Source organism: Paraburkholderia sp., from assembly GCF_034668105.1.
Classification (GTDB): Bacteria; Pseudomonadota; Gammaproteobacteria; order Burkholderiales; family Burkholderiaceae; genus Paraburkholderia.
The window spans coordinates 1-13,877 of record NZ_JAXDPY010000572.1; the positions used below are offsets into that span (position 1 = coordinate 1).

A 13,877-nucleotide genomic window follows, 5' to 3' on the forward strand; every position below is an offset into this window, starting at 1 on the left:
CTTGATGCAGCAGCACGACGTCAGTCGGAATGCGTTGCGCGTTACCGTCGATGGTGAAGCGGATCGCGGCAAGCGCGTCCGTCCCTTCGAGGGCGAGATTTGTCGCACCCTGATGAAACGGCACACCGGCGCTTTTCAATGCGCGCATCAGCTTCAGGCCTTTCGCGAGTTGCCGCCATCCCTTCAAGGCGCCGCCCAGATGGGTGAGCGCACGGCGATAGTCGGCACTCGCGGTGGTATCGACAAGCGCGCGGATCGGTACGCCCGCACGGAGATACTGCCAGCCGAGCAGATAGAGTAACGGTCCGCAACCCGCGAGCACGACCGGCTGCGACGGCACCACTTCCGCACTCTTCAGCAGGATCTGCGCGGCGCCGGCAGTCAGCACGCCGGGCAGGGTCCAGCCGGAAATCGGAAACGGCCGCTCCATCGCGCCGCTGCACAACAGGATCGAGCGACCTTGCAGAGACTTCACCACGCCGTCCTGCACGTAATCGACGCTGCGTTCGGCCGTCACCTGCCACACCGATGCGCCGCGCTCGTGCTTTGCACCGCTCGCGGCGAAGGCGCGCGCCAGCTCACCGCCCGCGGCATAGTCCGGACCGAGAATGTTCAGGCGTCGCGCGTTGGTCTGCGTAATCGCGCGATAGATTTGCCCACCGGGCGCGGCCTGCTCGTCGAGTACGGTGACGCTCAAGCCGCGTTGCGCCGCGACGCTCGCCGCCGCCATGCCGGCCGGCCCCGCACCGACGATCACCAGGTCTACCTGATTAGCGTTCATCGCAGGTGCCTCCTGCCAACGTAATGAAGTCGTTCAATTCGCGCATGCCGAGTTGCGAGCGAATCGCCATGCCTTCGGTAACCGGTACCAGACAACTCTGGCGGTTCGCTACGCCGTCGATTTCGACGAGACATTCGAAGCACACACCCATCATGCAATACGGCGCGCGTGGCGCGCCGCTTACCGGCGTCGTGCGAAACCGTTCAACGCCCGCGGCGAGCAAAGCCGCTGCAACGCTTGCGCCTTCCGGTACACGTAGCGCTTTGCCGTCGAAGGTGACCGTGACGGTGCCGCTGCTTATAGCGTTGCCCGGTGTGTCCGCGGGCAACACTTTGAAAAGACTGTCAGTGCCCATGTGTGAATACCTTGTCAGTCTGCAAGAAGCGCTCACCGGAGAAATGTTCGATGCCCGCAGGCGCGAGGTCATTCGCGATCCACGGTGCGACGCGCAGTGCATGCGCGGCGGCCAACGTGACGCCGCTATGGCAAGTCACGACGTACGCGCCCGGGCAACTGGCCGATTGCTGATAAATCGGAAAGCCGTCGGGGCTCATCACGCGCAAAGCGCCCCAGGCGCGGACCAGCTTCACTTCGCCCAACGCGGGGAAGCTGCGCATGCCGCGCCATGCGATATGGCTGACCACGTCGGCGGTGACGCCGTCGTTGAAACCGACGTCTTCCATCGAGTCGCCGATCTGCACGGTGCCTTCATCCGTTTGCCGTACGTAGGTGGTGGGGAAATCGAGGAAATGCGCAACGCGCTCGGCAATCAGTATCTGCCCGCGATTCGGCGCGACCGGCGCATGAATGCCGACCTGCCGGGCGAGCACCCGGTTGCCGAGTCCAGCGGCAAGCACGACACGTCCCGCATGAAATCGCAGCCCTCCTGCTTCGACGACGAAACCGCTGCCGTCGCGCTCGATCCGCTGCGCGCGCACGCCCGAGGTCATCGTCACGCCACGCTTGCCGCACGCGGTATGCAGCGCACGCAGCAGTTTGAGCGGATTCGCATGACCGTCCATCGGCGAATAGCTCGCACCGATCACCAAGGGGCCGATTGCGGGCAAACGGCGTTTCAATTCGGCGTGGCGGATCATCTCGAACGGATAGTCACCGTTCAGATCGTCGCGTATCGCTTGCAAACGCGCGGCGCGTTCCTGCCACTCCGTTTCGCTGAAGCAGAAATGGAAGCCACCGGGTTGCTGCAATTGCACGTCGATATCGGTCTCGTCGAGCAGCGACTCGCGCAGCATGGGCCAGCGCGTCGCCGAACCGCGCGTCCATGTGGCGTACGGCGACATGCCGTAGCCCTTGCCCTGCACCCACACCAGGCCGAAATTGCCGCGCGAGGCACGGAAGGCGTCGTCGCCTTCGTCAAGCACGCCGACTTTCAGTCCCTCGCGGGCGAGACCATAGGCGACGGCGGTTCCCACCAGGCCGCCGCCGATCACGAGTACATCGGAAGAGTTCATCATGTCGTTCAGTTTTTACCGATCAGGACGCGATCGAGGCCGACAATGCGGTCCATCACCACCATCAGAATGGCGGTGCCGACGATCATGACGGTCGAGACCGAAGCCACCATTGGATCGATGGTTTGCGCGATCTGGTTGTACATCGCGACCGGCAGCGTCGTAGTGCCGGGCGTTGCGACGAACACGGTCATCGTCAATTCGTCGAAGCTCTGGATGAAGGCGAGCAGCCAGCCGGCCGCAACGCCGGGCAGTATCATCGGCAGGACCACGCGACGGAAAGTGGTGAAGCGTTTTGCGCCAAGCGAGAGCGCTGCGCGTTCAGCATCGCGGTCGAGTCCGGTGGCAGCGGCCAGTGTCAAACGCAGCGCATAAGGGAAGATAACCGTGACGTGCGTGAGCGTCAGCCAGAAGAACGAACCGGACATGCCTGCCGTGGTGAAGAACCGCAGGAAGGCGACGCCGAGCACCACATTCGGAATCATCAGCGGCGACAGGAAGAACGCCGACAGTGCACCGCGGCCCGGAAAGCGATAGCGCGTCAACGCCAGCGCGCTCGGCACGGCGAAGAGTACCGCTACGCTCGCCGAGGCGAGGCCCAGACGCAGCGACAGCCAGAACGCGTCGACGATCTGCGGCGCGTCGGCGATCGCGCGGAACCAGCGCAGCGACAAGCCCGTGGTGGGCATCGAGATGTAGCCCTTGTCGGTGAACGACACGGCGATCACCACCAGCAGCGGTGCCACGATAAAGAGCACGAAAAGCGTGTGATAACACAGCGCGAGCCAGTTGTTTTTGCGCATGACGTCAGCCTTCGAAAACCGCGCGGAAGCGCCGCTCGATCCAGCGATTGCAGCCGAGAATGATGACGATATTCGCGACCAGCAACAGCACCGCGATGGTCGCGCCAAGCGGCCAGTTCAGCGTATTGAGGAATTCGTCGTAGGCGGCGGTGGCCGCGACTTTCAGACGGCGTCCGCCGAGCAGCGCGGGCGTGGCGAACGCGGAAGCCGCCAGCGCGAACACGATGATCGAACCGGACAGCACACCGGGCAGCAATTGCGGCAGCACCACGCGGCGAAACACCGCGAACGGTTGCGCGCCCAACGACCGCGCGGCGTGTTCCACTTGCGGATCGAGCTTTTGCAACGTGGCCCACACGGCGATGACCATGAATGGCACCAGCACATGCGTCAGGCCAATGATCACACCCGTCATCGTGAACACCAGCTTGATCGGTTCGCTGGTCATGCCGAGCGCCTGCAAGGCATCGTTGAGTAAGCCGTTATTGCCGAGCAGAATCGCCCAGCCGAGCGTGCGGACCACCACCGAAATCAGCAGCGGACCGAGAATCACGATCAGGAAAATCGAACGCCACGGGCTCTTCATCCGCGCGAGGATGATCGTCTCCGGCACGCCGAGCACGATGCACAGCAGCGTTACGGCGAGCGCCATGCCGCCCGTGCGCAGAAAGATCTCGTGGTAGTAGCCGTCGCTCAACACTTCCACATAGTTCGACAGCGTGAAGGTCGGCAATACGCCTTGCGTGCCGTCGAATGCGTGGAAGGACAGCACGGCCGTCAGCAGCAACGGGATCAGCAGCAAGCCGCAGAACAGCAGCAAGGCGGGGCCGGCTAGCAGCCAGGGCGCGGCGTTCGCCCGCTCTGCGTTAGAACGCGGTGCGGCCTGAGCCGGGACCGGCAGCGGGGACGGCGAGGAATCAGCCATGTGCGTTCTCCGCGAGAATGCGCACTGCGTCCTCGGACCAATGCACGCCCACCGTCTCGCCTTCGCGCGGCGGCGTGGTGCCGAGATTCGGCAGGCTGGAGCGCACGGTACCGAGCGGCGTGTCGATTTGCAACATCCAGTGGTTGCCGAGGAACAGACACGTGCTGACGCAGCCTTGCAGCGTCGCTTCCGCTGCGCATGAATCGGTGAGCGTCACGCGTTCGGGCCGCACATACAGTTGCACGTCGCCCTCGAAGCGGCGGCCGCCATGCGGCACCTTCATCACGCTGGCGCCCACCCGCACGACCGCGCACCGGTCGTTCATCTGCTCGACGGTGCCGCGCAACGCATTGGTCTTGCCGAGAAAACCGGAAGCGAACACCGACTCCGGCTGTTCGTACGCATCGAACGGCGAACCCGTCTGCACGATACGGCCGCCATGCATCACCGCGATGCGGTCACTCATCGTCATCGCTTCGACCTGATCGTGCGTGACGAGGATCGTCGTGATGCCGAGCTTCTTCTGGATAGCCCGCAATTCGACGTGCATGTCTTCGCGCAACTTCGCGTCGAGATTCGACATGGGTTCGTCGAGCAGCAGCACCTGTGGACGGATGACCAGCGCGCGGGCAATCGCGACGCGTTGCCGTTGCCCGCCGGACAACTCACGCGGATAGCGCTTGTCGAGGCCAGTGAGGCGCACCATGTCCAGCACTTCGGCAATGCGCGCGGCGCGTTCGCCGCGCGTCACGTTGCGCATGTCGAGACCGAAACCGACATTGTTGCCGACCGTCATATGCGGAAACAGCGCGTAGCTCTGGAACACGATGCCCATGCCGCGCTTTTCCGGCCGCTCACCCGTGATATCCGCACCGTTCAGCAGAATGCGGCCACGCGTGGGATCGACGAAGCCCGCGACCATCTGCAGCGTCGTGGTCTTGCCGCAGCCTGAAGGGCCGAGCAGCGAGACAAATTCGCCGCGTTCGATCGACAGGCTGATACTGTCGACCGCGTTGAATTCGCCGTAGGCCTTGCCGAGGCCGTCCAGGGTGAGGAAGCTCATGGTGTTATGCCTTACCGTTCGACAGTGCGATTCCAGCGATTGGTCCAGTCAGAGCGCTTCTCGTTGACGAAGGTCCAGTCGGTCTTCACCAGCCGTCCGATCTGCTCCTGCGTGTACGGCACGGTCGCGGCAACCTGCGGCGTCAGCTTGGTGTTCTTGTTGACAGGACCCCAGCCTTGTCCTTCGGCAAGCCAGGCCTGCACTTGCGGCGACAGCAGGAACTGGATGAACTGCTGCGAGAGCGCGGCGACATCGCTATGCACGACCGGGCATACCGCGGTGAACATCGCCGGGGAGCCCTCTTTCGGATAGACGAATTCGACCGGGAAGCCGGTTGCCTTGAGCGCCGCGACGCGGCCGCTGCCCCACACGGCCAGCGTGATGTCGCCGTCCTGGAACATCTCCGTCATCTTGCCCGGCGACGGCTCCCACGCCAGCACGTTCGGGCCGACCTCCTTCGCCAGCGCGGTCATACCCGGACCGATGTTGTGATCGCTGCCGTTGCGCAGGCGCGCGTAGGTGAGCAGCGTTTGCAGACCGTAGGTGTTGTTGATCGGCGGAATCGCGATCTTCTGACGCAGGCGTTTGTCGGTGAGCACTTCCCACGAATCCGGCTTGGGCAGGCCTGCCTTCCTGAACGCGTCCGTGTTGTAGACGAGACCGGTGGCGACCACACCCACCGACGTCGCATTCGCATTCATCTTGCCGATGTCGTACAGGTCCTTGTAGACCGGCGCGTCCTGCAGCTTGTCGCAGAACCCGAACTGCGTGGCCTGATACATCGGGCCGTCGTCCAGCAGCACGACGTCGAGTTCTTCCTTCGATTTTTGGGCCTGCAGTTTCGCGAGCGTGTCGGTCGAGTTGCCGGGCACGTAGACGATCTTCACGTCGTGATTGGCTTCGAACGCCGGGATGATTTTCTTCTCGAACAGATCCTGCGTGGAACCGCCGTACGAGCCGAGATACAGCGTCGGCGCGGCGAGCGCGGGCAAAGCGCAAGCGGCAGCGAAACCACCCACGGCACCCAGCAACCACCTTAAACGTGTAGCCATTCTTTGTTTCTCCTCACCAGCGCTCATAGCGCACGGAACTGAATCAGGGATATCACCAGGTTATCGCTCTGCCGTGTCGCGAATACGCTACGAATCCAGCAGTGAAGCCAGCTTAGTGAGAAAAAAATGCAGTGTGAAATCGAATTTTTTCTGTTTTGTATAACATTCCCTTATACATTTTTGCGCGGCCGCCCTTCATGAAGATCCGTCAGTTGGAAGCGTTCAATGCCGTCATGGTCTGCCGCACCGTCACGCGGGCCGCGGAGATGCTGCACGTCTCTCAGCCCGCGGTGACCCGGTTGATCAGCGACCTGGAAGAGAACACCGGGTTTGCGCTGTTCGACCGCGCGCACGGCCGTCTGCAACCCACGCCGGAAGCGTTCGCGTTGCACGAGGAGGTGCAGCGTTCGCTGGTTGGCGTGGAGCGCATCGAGCGCGCGGCATTGGAGATTCGCGCGTCGCAGCGCGGCATGTTGCAGATCGCGAGTGCGCCGGCGCTGGCGCTGTCGTTTTTGCCTCGCGCGATCGCCGCATTCAGTGCGTTGCATACGGGCGTGGAGATCTCGCTCGCGTCGCATGCGTCGCGCACCGTGCTCGACATGGTGGTCGAACATCGTTGTGACGTGGGATTCGTGATTCTCGCGTTGAGTACGCCGAGTGCGCACGGCGAGCTATTGATGTCGACGCGCATGGTCTGCGCGGTGCCGGCCGCCCATCCGCTCGCCGCAAAAACGACGCTGGTGCCCGACGATCTGCGCAACGAACCGTTCGTGTCGCACTGGCGCGGTTTGCAATCGCGCTATGAGATCGATGCACTGTTTGCGTCGCATGGCATCGAGCGCAAGCTGATGGTGGAGACGCAGACGTCCGCGGGCATCTGCTCGTTCGTGGCGGCGGGAATGGGGATCGCGATCATCGATCCGGTTGCCGCGTTGGAATATCGCGGCACGGACGTGGTGTTTCGGCGATTCGAACCGGCGATTGGAACGGACTTCTCTGTGCTGTTGCCGTCGCAACGGCCGCCTTCGTTGCTGGTGAGGAAGTTTGTGAAGCACGTACGCGCGTTCGCGCACGCGCAGTTGCCGAAAGATGCCATGCTGTAGTGGCTACGGCGGTAAGCCCACGCGCGCTCATCACCGGAATTTGAAAGACGCCTGGCGGCGTCCTTCAAATCGTATGGCGTGTTACGAGGTACAGCTCGAGTTCAGCATTTAAAACCGGTGACGCAAGCCGATCGCCGCGACGAACTGCTTGTTGGTCGAAGACTGCGTCATGCCGTAGACGCCAGCGTTAAATATGGGGTTGCCATTGCCCCCGCCAACGAGCTGATAGACCGCTTGCGCGTACACGTCGGTGCGAGGCGAAAACTGGTAATCGGCCTGAGCCACAAAATTGTTCCAATGCGGGTCGGCCGCCGGTCCGGTTGATCCGCCCGAAAACGCACCCATGGTGTAGGTGTAGGACGCACCGAGGCTGAAATCGGGCCGCACGAAATAGCGACCGTTGATCTCGAAGTTGTCGAATTTCATCGACTGGCCCGAGATGGTGGCGCCGAACAGCGAGCTGATGTCGTAGGTAACGGAATGGCTGTATACCAGGCCGACGGAAGACTTGTCGCCGAACTTGTACTGAGCACTGGCGGCCCAGATTTGTTGATCGCCGCCCCCCGTCAGCTGGTCGCCGTCGTTTATGCTCGATGCGCCTGCCGCGTTCGGCGATGCCGCGTTACGGTTGAGTCGAAGATACGCGGCCCCAATATTGAGCGGACCGTTGGAATAGTTGGCGCCCAGGCTGTATGCGTTGTTGTCCCCGCCCTCGCCTGCCATATTGGAGAACGCATACATCGCGCCGGCCTTGAAGCCGCCGTACGAGACGCTGCTGAACTTCACCGAATTGTTCAGACGCAAGTCGTTGTCCAGGTTGTCATTGTCGTACGGGTGGGAGGCAAGATTGCCGCCGAAACCCGATCCGGTCGCGCTATTCGGTGCCACATAGTCGACGATGAAATCGTATTGACGGCCCAGCGTAAGCGTTCCGTACTGGTTGGAACTGAGACCCACCCACGCCTGGCGGCCGAACAGGTCCGTTTGCGCGGCGGTTGAATTTTTGAACGCGCCATTATTCACCGTGAAGCCGTTCTCCAGGTCGAACACGGCATGCAGCCCGCCGCCGAGATCCTCGTTACCGCGCAAGCCCCAACGCGAGGTACTCAGGCTTCCAGAGGTCAGCAGAAATTGGCTGGCACCCTGGCCGGTGCTAGTCTTCGCGTTGTTCGCATAGACCACGCTCGTGTCGATGATGCCGTAAAGCGTCACGCTGCTTTGCGCATGTGCTGCCCCTGTCAAAAGCATAGCGGACGCAATGGCCAGATTCTTCAACTTCATTTCAGATACCCCGATAACGTAAGTCGTTTCCTAACAGGCGATTCATGATCGCCACTGCAAAAACGTGCGGAGTATAGGATTTCGCCGGTGCGCAACGACTGCAAGACACCGTTTCAGAAACCTGAACAAAGTGTCATGAATGTTTAGCAATCGATTGAGAAACAGAAGGGACGCACGTGGACGCGACCAGACGCGGAAGAAATGGCGCTCTATTGCACCGTCTCCTGTCGCAAATCCGCGACATTTGAAATTAGAGCTACGATTACAAACGGGACTGGTTTCGAGGGACCGCTTGTTCCAGCGGAAGGTGTCATGGGCCAGAATGGCTATCGAAATCTGAGCTACCGCTGTCAGCGCTTGAAATTGAAGCCGGCTCGCGTCCGACGAGTTGTCGATGGCCATCGCTTCGCCAAATGCCGACTCGTCGCTCATCAGCAGACATTCGCCATGCGACTGCGAAGGATCGTTCATGGCTCGGCGCTGCCTGATGACGATCGGCAGTACGCGACCCATCTCTGTCGTTGCATGCCTCGTCCGGTGAACGGCAGGTTTCGAGTGCACAACGGCTATCCCTTCGTCGGCTGCGGCCGGCGCGTCCTCGGCCGCAACGGTCGTCCGTCCGTCAACAAGCCCACGGCCACCATATGTTGCTCTGCTGACAACAACGGATGAACGGTTCGGGGGAGCCGAGCTTTGATCTAACGGCAGTGCACGGCCCGAACAGTCGGACGTGCCGTAGTGACGAACGCGCACGCGGTCGCGAGATGGACAAATGATCTGCGACTGACGGCTACACGCCGCGCTAACGCCCGAGATGAGGGTAGGCACGCACATGCCTGGCGCGCCGCATCTGATTCGGCCCAGGGCTAAGCGGAGCTGTGGCTCGACAGCCTGACATCGTGCGCGTCGAAACGGAAATGTGGCGGCGCCCTTTGTCACGCCAGGGCCCCGCCCCTGGAACACTCAGAAGAACGTGCGGATGCCAGCTGCCGCAACGTAATTGGTCGGCTCGTAGCCGGCAAACTCGGAGCCGTTGAACTTCGAGAACATGTATCCGGCGTAGACGTCGGTACGTTTGCTTATGTTGTAGTCAAGCAGCACCGAGTATTCGAGCTGGTTGCCACCCGCAACGTGTGCACTCTGCATGAGCTGCGTATCGTAGAAACCGGTGGCAATATCAAGTTGCGGCGTAATTTTGTAGTCGCCACCGAAAAAATACAGGTTGGTTTTGGAGGCGTTGACCGTGTTCACAAGGGAGCCTTGGAATCCATAGTAATCAGTCGTTGCACCGGCAGCAGCAGGGTCGGTTGGCGGCTTGAGCTCGTAACGCTCATAGCCTCCCTTGACTGTGAGTGCGCCGAACGAATACTTCGCCAGAAGGTACAAGTCCTCGTCGTTGTTGAGCGTCACCGTACCGACATTGTTGCCGATTAGCGGACTGCCCACCGGATTCACCCCCACCAGCGCCCCCGAATGCGCGATATCGCGGGCGTAGTAGTAGCCCGCATCAACGGCCAGTTGATGCGCTTCGTAGCCGAGATCCGCACCGAATGTAGAGCCGTCGCCAAAGTTGCCGGCCACACCGCCGAAGCTATATGAAAGACCGATCTTGAAATCGCCGATCTTGTTTGTGTACTTGAGGTTGTTGTCAGTACGCGAGCCTTCGGTGATGCCGCCGGCCGAATACGAGCCCGAGTACCCCAACGGAGAAAACATCGCCGCGAAGGACAACGGATCGTAACTCAAGAGCGTATCGTAGCCGAGCGTAGTCGTTCGCCCGAACGCCAGACTGCCGTAGGTATCATCCCGAAGTCCGACGAACGCGCCCCGGTCGAACAGCTGCCCGTCGAGCGCCGATGCCCCACTGGTCGTATTGTTCGCACCGGCAATGGCAGCGGCCCCGTTGTTGATTTGGCCGGACGGCAGATTGAAGCCTGATTCCAGGTCGAAGAAAGCGTGCAGCCCGCCACCCAGGTTTTCGTTACCACGAATCCCCCAGCGGGGATCCGAAATACCCCCGTTGAACATACCCGTGACGGAATGCGGGTAGGCCGTCGGCACTTTTTCGGGGTTGACGGTGATTCCCCCCTGCGAAGTCCCATTCGCACTGTGTTCTACGGTCCCGACAGCAACGTCGAGTATTCCGTACAGCGTGACGCCGTCGCCATTGATGTCATCGGCGTGGGCTGATCCGGCAAGCAATGCGAGAATCACGCCGCAAATGTGTCTCTTGTTCATAGTTATCTTGTCATCCTCAGTCTTGTATTCGTCTCTCGCACCGAGGCGGTGCGAGGTTAAACCGGTTTTCATGAAACTGGCGCAAGGATTATGGTGGTGACAATCCGCGCGCAAACACGGAAGACAGCGTTTCAAAATTTGTGTCTCTGCAGTGACACGCCTGCTACGCGCCACAAGCGGAGACGTGCTATGTGCGGCGCGTGCCGGTAGAACGGTCGCGTCTGGCGAATACTCGCGGACAGGGCGCGCGCGGGCGAGGCGCGCATCGGAGTCCTGCTGTCGGTCTACGTTTGCCGAACTGCTCGTAAGTTGTGAGCTGGACAACCGACGCTCGGACGTCCGCAATCATCTGCGGGCGAATGACCGTAGATGGCCGGTCACTGCCCCCTCCAGGTTGCAGCGCAGCCCGAACTTCGCAAAATCGCGATCGGCAGCACGCGGACCCGTCGCGGCCCTTCGACCACCGCTTACGAAGGTCCGCATATCGACAGGCAGCAGACGATCGCCTTGTGACCTGCCATGCGTGGCTCACTGCACTTCGCCACGTCGCGCAGAGCCGGCAAAATCTGCAGCGCGAAAATCGCGGCCCGGCATGTCGCCACGGCGCCCACGGAGGTTTCAGACTCATTACGGGTATAGCGTCCACGTAATGCAACCCATAAATAAGTTTTACTTTCCGATTCTCCATCGCGCCGCCATTGTGTAAGCCGGACAGCCAGTCCATAGCCACAGTCCATGTGCTGCGCACGCGCATCCATGCGAACGTGGTTGTTTCTTCAGATGGCCATTTCTTAAGATTCCTTAAGAAATCATCCGTTGATCGTCATCCGCCAGGAGTCGGATAATTTCAACACTCAGGTCAATCCATGGACCGGCGGTCAGGCCAATAAACAGAAAGGAGACAAATCGATGGAAAAGCGCATGATGACCTTGATGTTGCTCACTGCGACCGCATTGGCCGCCTGCGGAGGGGGAGATAACGTGAGTGCACCAACACCGCCAAAGCTACTGACGAACATCGCCGTGCCCAATGCTTCGAGCCCACCATTCAGTTTCGACATCGGCTACGTCGAGGCCGGCAAGTACTTCCTTACCGACCGTAATAACAAAACGGTCGATGTCGTGGACACCAAATCGAACACGTTGATCGCACAGATCCCGGGGCCATTCGTCGGTGCAGGCGCCACCACAAATGAGTCCGGTCCTGACGGAATAGTAGGCATTACCGGCACGAATACGATCTATGTCGGCGATGTCGACTCAGTTAAGGTGATCGATACGGCTGCACAAAAGACGGTCAACACAATCGCCATCAGCAATTCCGGGTCCCGCGTCGACGAGGGCTGCTACGATCCTGACGATCATCTCGTGATGTTTGCGAGCCCCGGAGACTCGCCGCCGTTCGTCACGTTCATTTCCACGCTGACACAAAAGGCGGTGATAAAGCTTCCGTTCAACGGTTCGTCCGGGCTCGAAGCGTGCACATATGATCCTGCCTCGAAGAGCTTTTTGATCAACAATGACGGGACCTCTGCCAATCCCGATGGCGAGCTCGACGTTATTACCGCCAGTTCTGTAGTGGCGGGAAGTCCTTCTGTCAGCAAAGCGTTTCCGCTAGGGAAATGCGCACCTGCGGGAATCGTGCTTGGCCCGAATAACGACGTGCTCGTAGCATGCGATCCACCGGCCGGCGATCCGCTCATCACGCTGATCCTCGATCGTGCGAGCGGCGCAATTCGAGCGACTCTGCCCTTTGGCGGGGTGGACCAGGCCAACTACGATCCGGCTTCCAACCGCTACTTTCTGCCGGCGCGGCACTACGTCACGAGCGGCACCGCTGCCGCGTCAGGATTTAGCCCGCAGATGGGCGTAATCGATGGCACCTCACGGCAGTTGCTCTTTAAGATTCCGGTGGGCACAGGGGCGCATTCTGTCGCCATCGACAGCACACTTGGGCAAGTGTATGTGCCGTTCCAGCCCGGTGCGACAGGATTTCCCAACGGCGGCATCTCGGTGTTCTCAACCCGCTAGTCTTCCGGTATGGGTTCCATAGTCTGACGGGCCGGGTCGGATGACGATTGCCACAACACGTTTCAACAATGATTGAATGGGCGCTCCCACCGACGCTCCACGATCCGATAGGTTACGGGTCTGGAGCACCGGTGAGGAGCGCCTTTCATCGTAGCTGGAACGGTCGTTCGCAGGCGCGTCCTACAAAGGCTCACTTTTGGCCGATTCTTGCCGGATGGCGTTCGGCGTGACCGACCCGTTGCGGTCGTTCGGCAATCGCGAAACCGGATTGACCCCGGCCACGCGTCCTATGCCACTGTGCATCGGGTTTTCCCTGATCTTAAGTTTTTCTTCAGTATCCCACGGTAAATTGGTTCGGCCCTGTCATGCGTCGCTCATCGCAACTCAGCCCAGCCATAGGCTCGGCAATCAGTGCGTGAGCACAAAAAAATAGAGAGACCTGATGCCCAGGGGAAAAACAGGTGGCGCCGCCATGGCGAATGCTCGCGCAGCCTACGTGCTCGAACTGGCACGAGGTTGTTCATACATCAGCAGCACCCTGACTACGGACACCCGGAATAGAGCTATCGCTGAAGTTCTTGCCGAATTTCGCGAATTGTACGGAGAGCGACAAGAAACACTCTTTCAGAAGCTGCTTGCAGAGGATCTGGAACGTCGAGGCAAACCGGACGCCGCATCGGCAGTAGTCGCCTTCAAATTCATCAGCCCATGAGCGTGGCCGGCCAGTCTCCGCTGGACGTCTATAACTGCTGCCGTTGGCCTCAATGGGTGCTCCTGGATATTGCTGGCGGCAGAGAAACGGAGCCAAAGCTACGGCTACCCACTCAATGGAAATCAACGATGCGACTCCCCAACGGTAGCTTCCGGGTCGGCAGCGTTCCCACGTTCTGCGTCGGGCGTTTTTTTGCGCAAGCGCGGATTTTTCGGGTCCAGCCCGGCATCGATGAACAGATCGAGATCTTCGCGGCTATCCACCTTCCAGACTTCGCCACTGAGGCTGAAGCCATTGCGTTCTCGAACAAATGGGCGGTGGCGTGGATCAATGAGAATATTCTCGAGATCACTGCCACTTAGGATGTGTACGCCTTGCGATAGACCGCACAGATCCGGGAAGCCCCGACAAGGGCG

General features: G+C 60.6%; 14 protein-coding genes. 3 read left to right on the forward strand and 11 right to left on the reverse strand.

Features of this window, described 5'->3' with window-relative positions; genetic code table 11:
• The 7 genes from QOC89_RS25365 to QOC89_RS25395 form a co-directional block, all read right to left on the reverse strand.
• Positions 1–781: FAD-dependent oxidoreductase (locus tag QOC89_RS25365; protein ID WP_323047530.1), on the reverse strand; the 781-nt coding region annotated here is incomplete at its 3' end.
• On the reverse strand, positions 771–1,136 hold the full coding sequence (locus tag QOC89_RS25370) for a (2Fe-2S)-binding protein (protein ID WP_323047531.1): 366 nt from the start codon (positions 1,134–1,136) through the stop codon (positions 771–773). The genes QOC89_RS25370 and QOC89_RS25365, both read right to left, overlap by 11 nt.
• The gene (locus QOC89_RS25375; protein WP_323047532.1) at positions 1,126–2,253 is read right to left on the reverse strand and encodes an FAD-dependent oxidoreductase; all 1,128 of its coding nucleotides are present in this window, start codon (positions 2,251–2,253) and stop codon (positions 1,126–1,128) included. Before QOC89_RS25375 ends, QOC89_RS25370 begins: the two co-directional genes overlap by 11 nt.
• Positions 2,254–2,261: 8 nt before the next feature.
• The gene (locus QOC89_RS25380) at positions 2,262–3,056 is read right to left on the reverse strand and encodes an ABC transporter permease (RefSeq protein WP_323047533.1); all 795 of its coding nucleotides are present in this window, start codon (positions 3,054–3,056) and stop codon (positions 2,262–2,264) included.
• A gap of 4 nt (positions 3,057–3,060) precedes the next feature.
• On the reverse strand, positions 3,061–3,981 hold the full coding sequence (locus QOC89_RS25385; protein WP_323047534.1) for an ABC transporter permease: 921 nt from the start codon (positions 3,979–3,981) through the stop codon (positions 3,061–3,063).
• Positions 3,974–5,044, reverse strand: coding sequence for an ABC transporter ATP-binding protein (locus QOC89_RS25390; protein WP_323047535.1), 1,071 nt, complete (start codon positions 5,042–5,044; stop codon positions 3,974–3,976). The genes QOC89_RS25385 and QOC89_RS25390 overlap by 8 nt, the downstream gene beginning before the upstream one ends.
• Positions 5,045–5,055: 11 nt before the next feature.
• Positions 5,056–6,096 (reverse strand): ABC transporter substrate-binding protein, encoded by a 1,041-nt coding sequence (locus QOC89_RS25395; protein WP_323047536.1) that lies wholly within the window; start codon positions 6,094–6,096, stop codon positions 5,056–5,058.
• Between the two features lie 197 nt (positions 6,097–6,293).
• Here QOC89_RS25395 and QOC89_RS25400 point away from each other — a divergent pair, with 197 nt between their 5' ends.
• A complete protein-coding gene (locus tag QOC89_RS25400; RefSeq protein ID WP_323047537.1) occupies positions 6,294–7,199 on the forward strand; it encodes a LysR substrate-binding domain-containing protein in 906 nt (301 codons plus the stop codon).
• 108 nt (positions 7,200–7,307) lie between these two features.
• Here the strand turns inward: QOC89_RS25400 and QOC89_RS25405 are convergent, their stop codons facing one another.
• The 3 genes from QOC89_RS25405 to QOC89_RS25415 form a co-directional block, all read right to left on the reverse strand.
• Positions 7,308–8,480 (reverse strand): porin, encoded by a 1,173-nt coding sequence (locus tag QOC89_RS25405; RefSeq protein ID WP_323047538.1) that lies wholly within the window; start codon positions 8,478–8,480, stop codon positions 7,308–7,310.
• A 42-nt stretch (positions 8,481–8,522) separates the two neighbouring features.
• Positions 8,523–8,951 (reverse strand): hypothetical protein, encoded by a 429-nt coding sequence (locus QOC89_RS25410; RefSeq protein ID WP_323047539.1) that lies wholly within the window; start codon positions 8,949–8,951, stop codon positions 8,523–8,525.
• A gap of 492 nt (positions 8,952–9,443) precedes the next feature.
• Positions 9,444–10,790, reverse strand: coding sequence for a porin (locus QOC89_RS25415; RefSeq protein ID WP_323047540.1), 1,347 nt, complete (start codon positions 10,788–10,790; stop codon positions 9,444–9,446).
• 744 nt (positions 10,791–11,534) lie between these two features.
• On the opposite strand from QOC89_RS25415, the gene QOC89_RS25420 reads away from it, so the two are divergent.
• Together QOC89_RS25420 and QOC89_RS25425 are read left to right on the forward strand one after the other, a co-directional pair.
• Entirely contained in the window at positions 11,535–12,749 is a 1,215-nt protein-coding gene (locus QOC89_RS25420; RefSeq protein WP_323047541.1) for a hypothetical protein, read from the forward strand.
• A 442-nt stretch (positions 12,750–13,191) separates the two neighbouring features.
• Positions 13,192–13,461 carry a hypothetical protein gene (locus QOC89_RS25425; RefSeq protein ID WP_323047542.1) on the forward strand — a complete coding sequence of 90 codons (270 nt, stop codon included), beginning with the start codon at positions 13,192–13,194 and terminating at the stop codon, positions 13,459–13,461.
• A gap of 122 nt (positions 13,462–13,583) precedes the next feature.
• On the opposite strand, the gene QOC89_RS25430 is transcribed toward QOC89_RS25425, so the two are convergent.
• Positions 13,584–13,877: hypothetical protein (locus QOC89_RS25430; RefSeq protein ID WP_323047543.1), on the reverse strand; the 294-nt coding region annotated here is incomplete at its 5' end.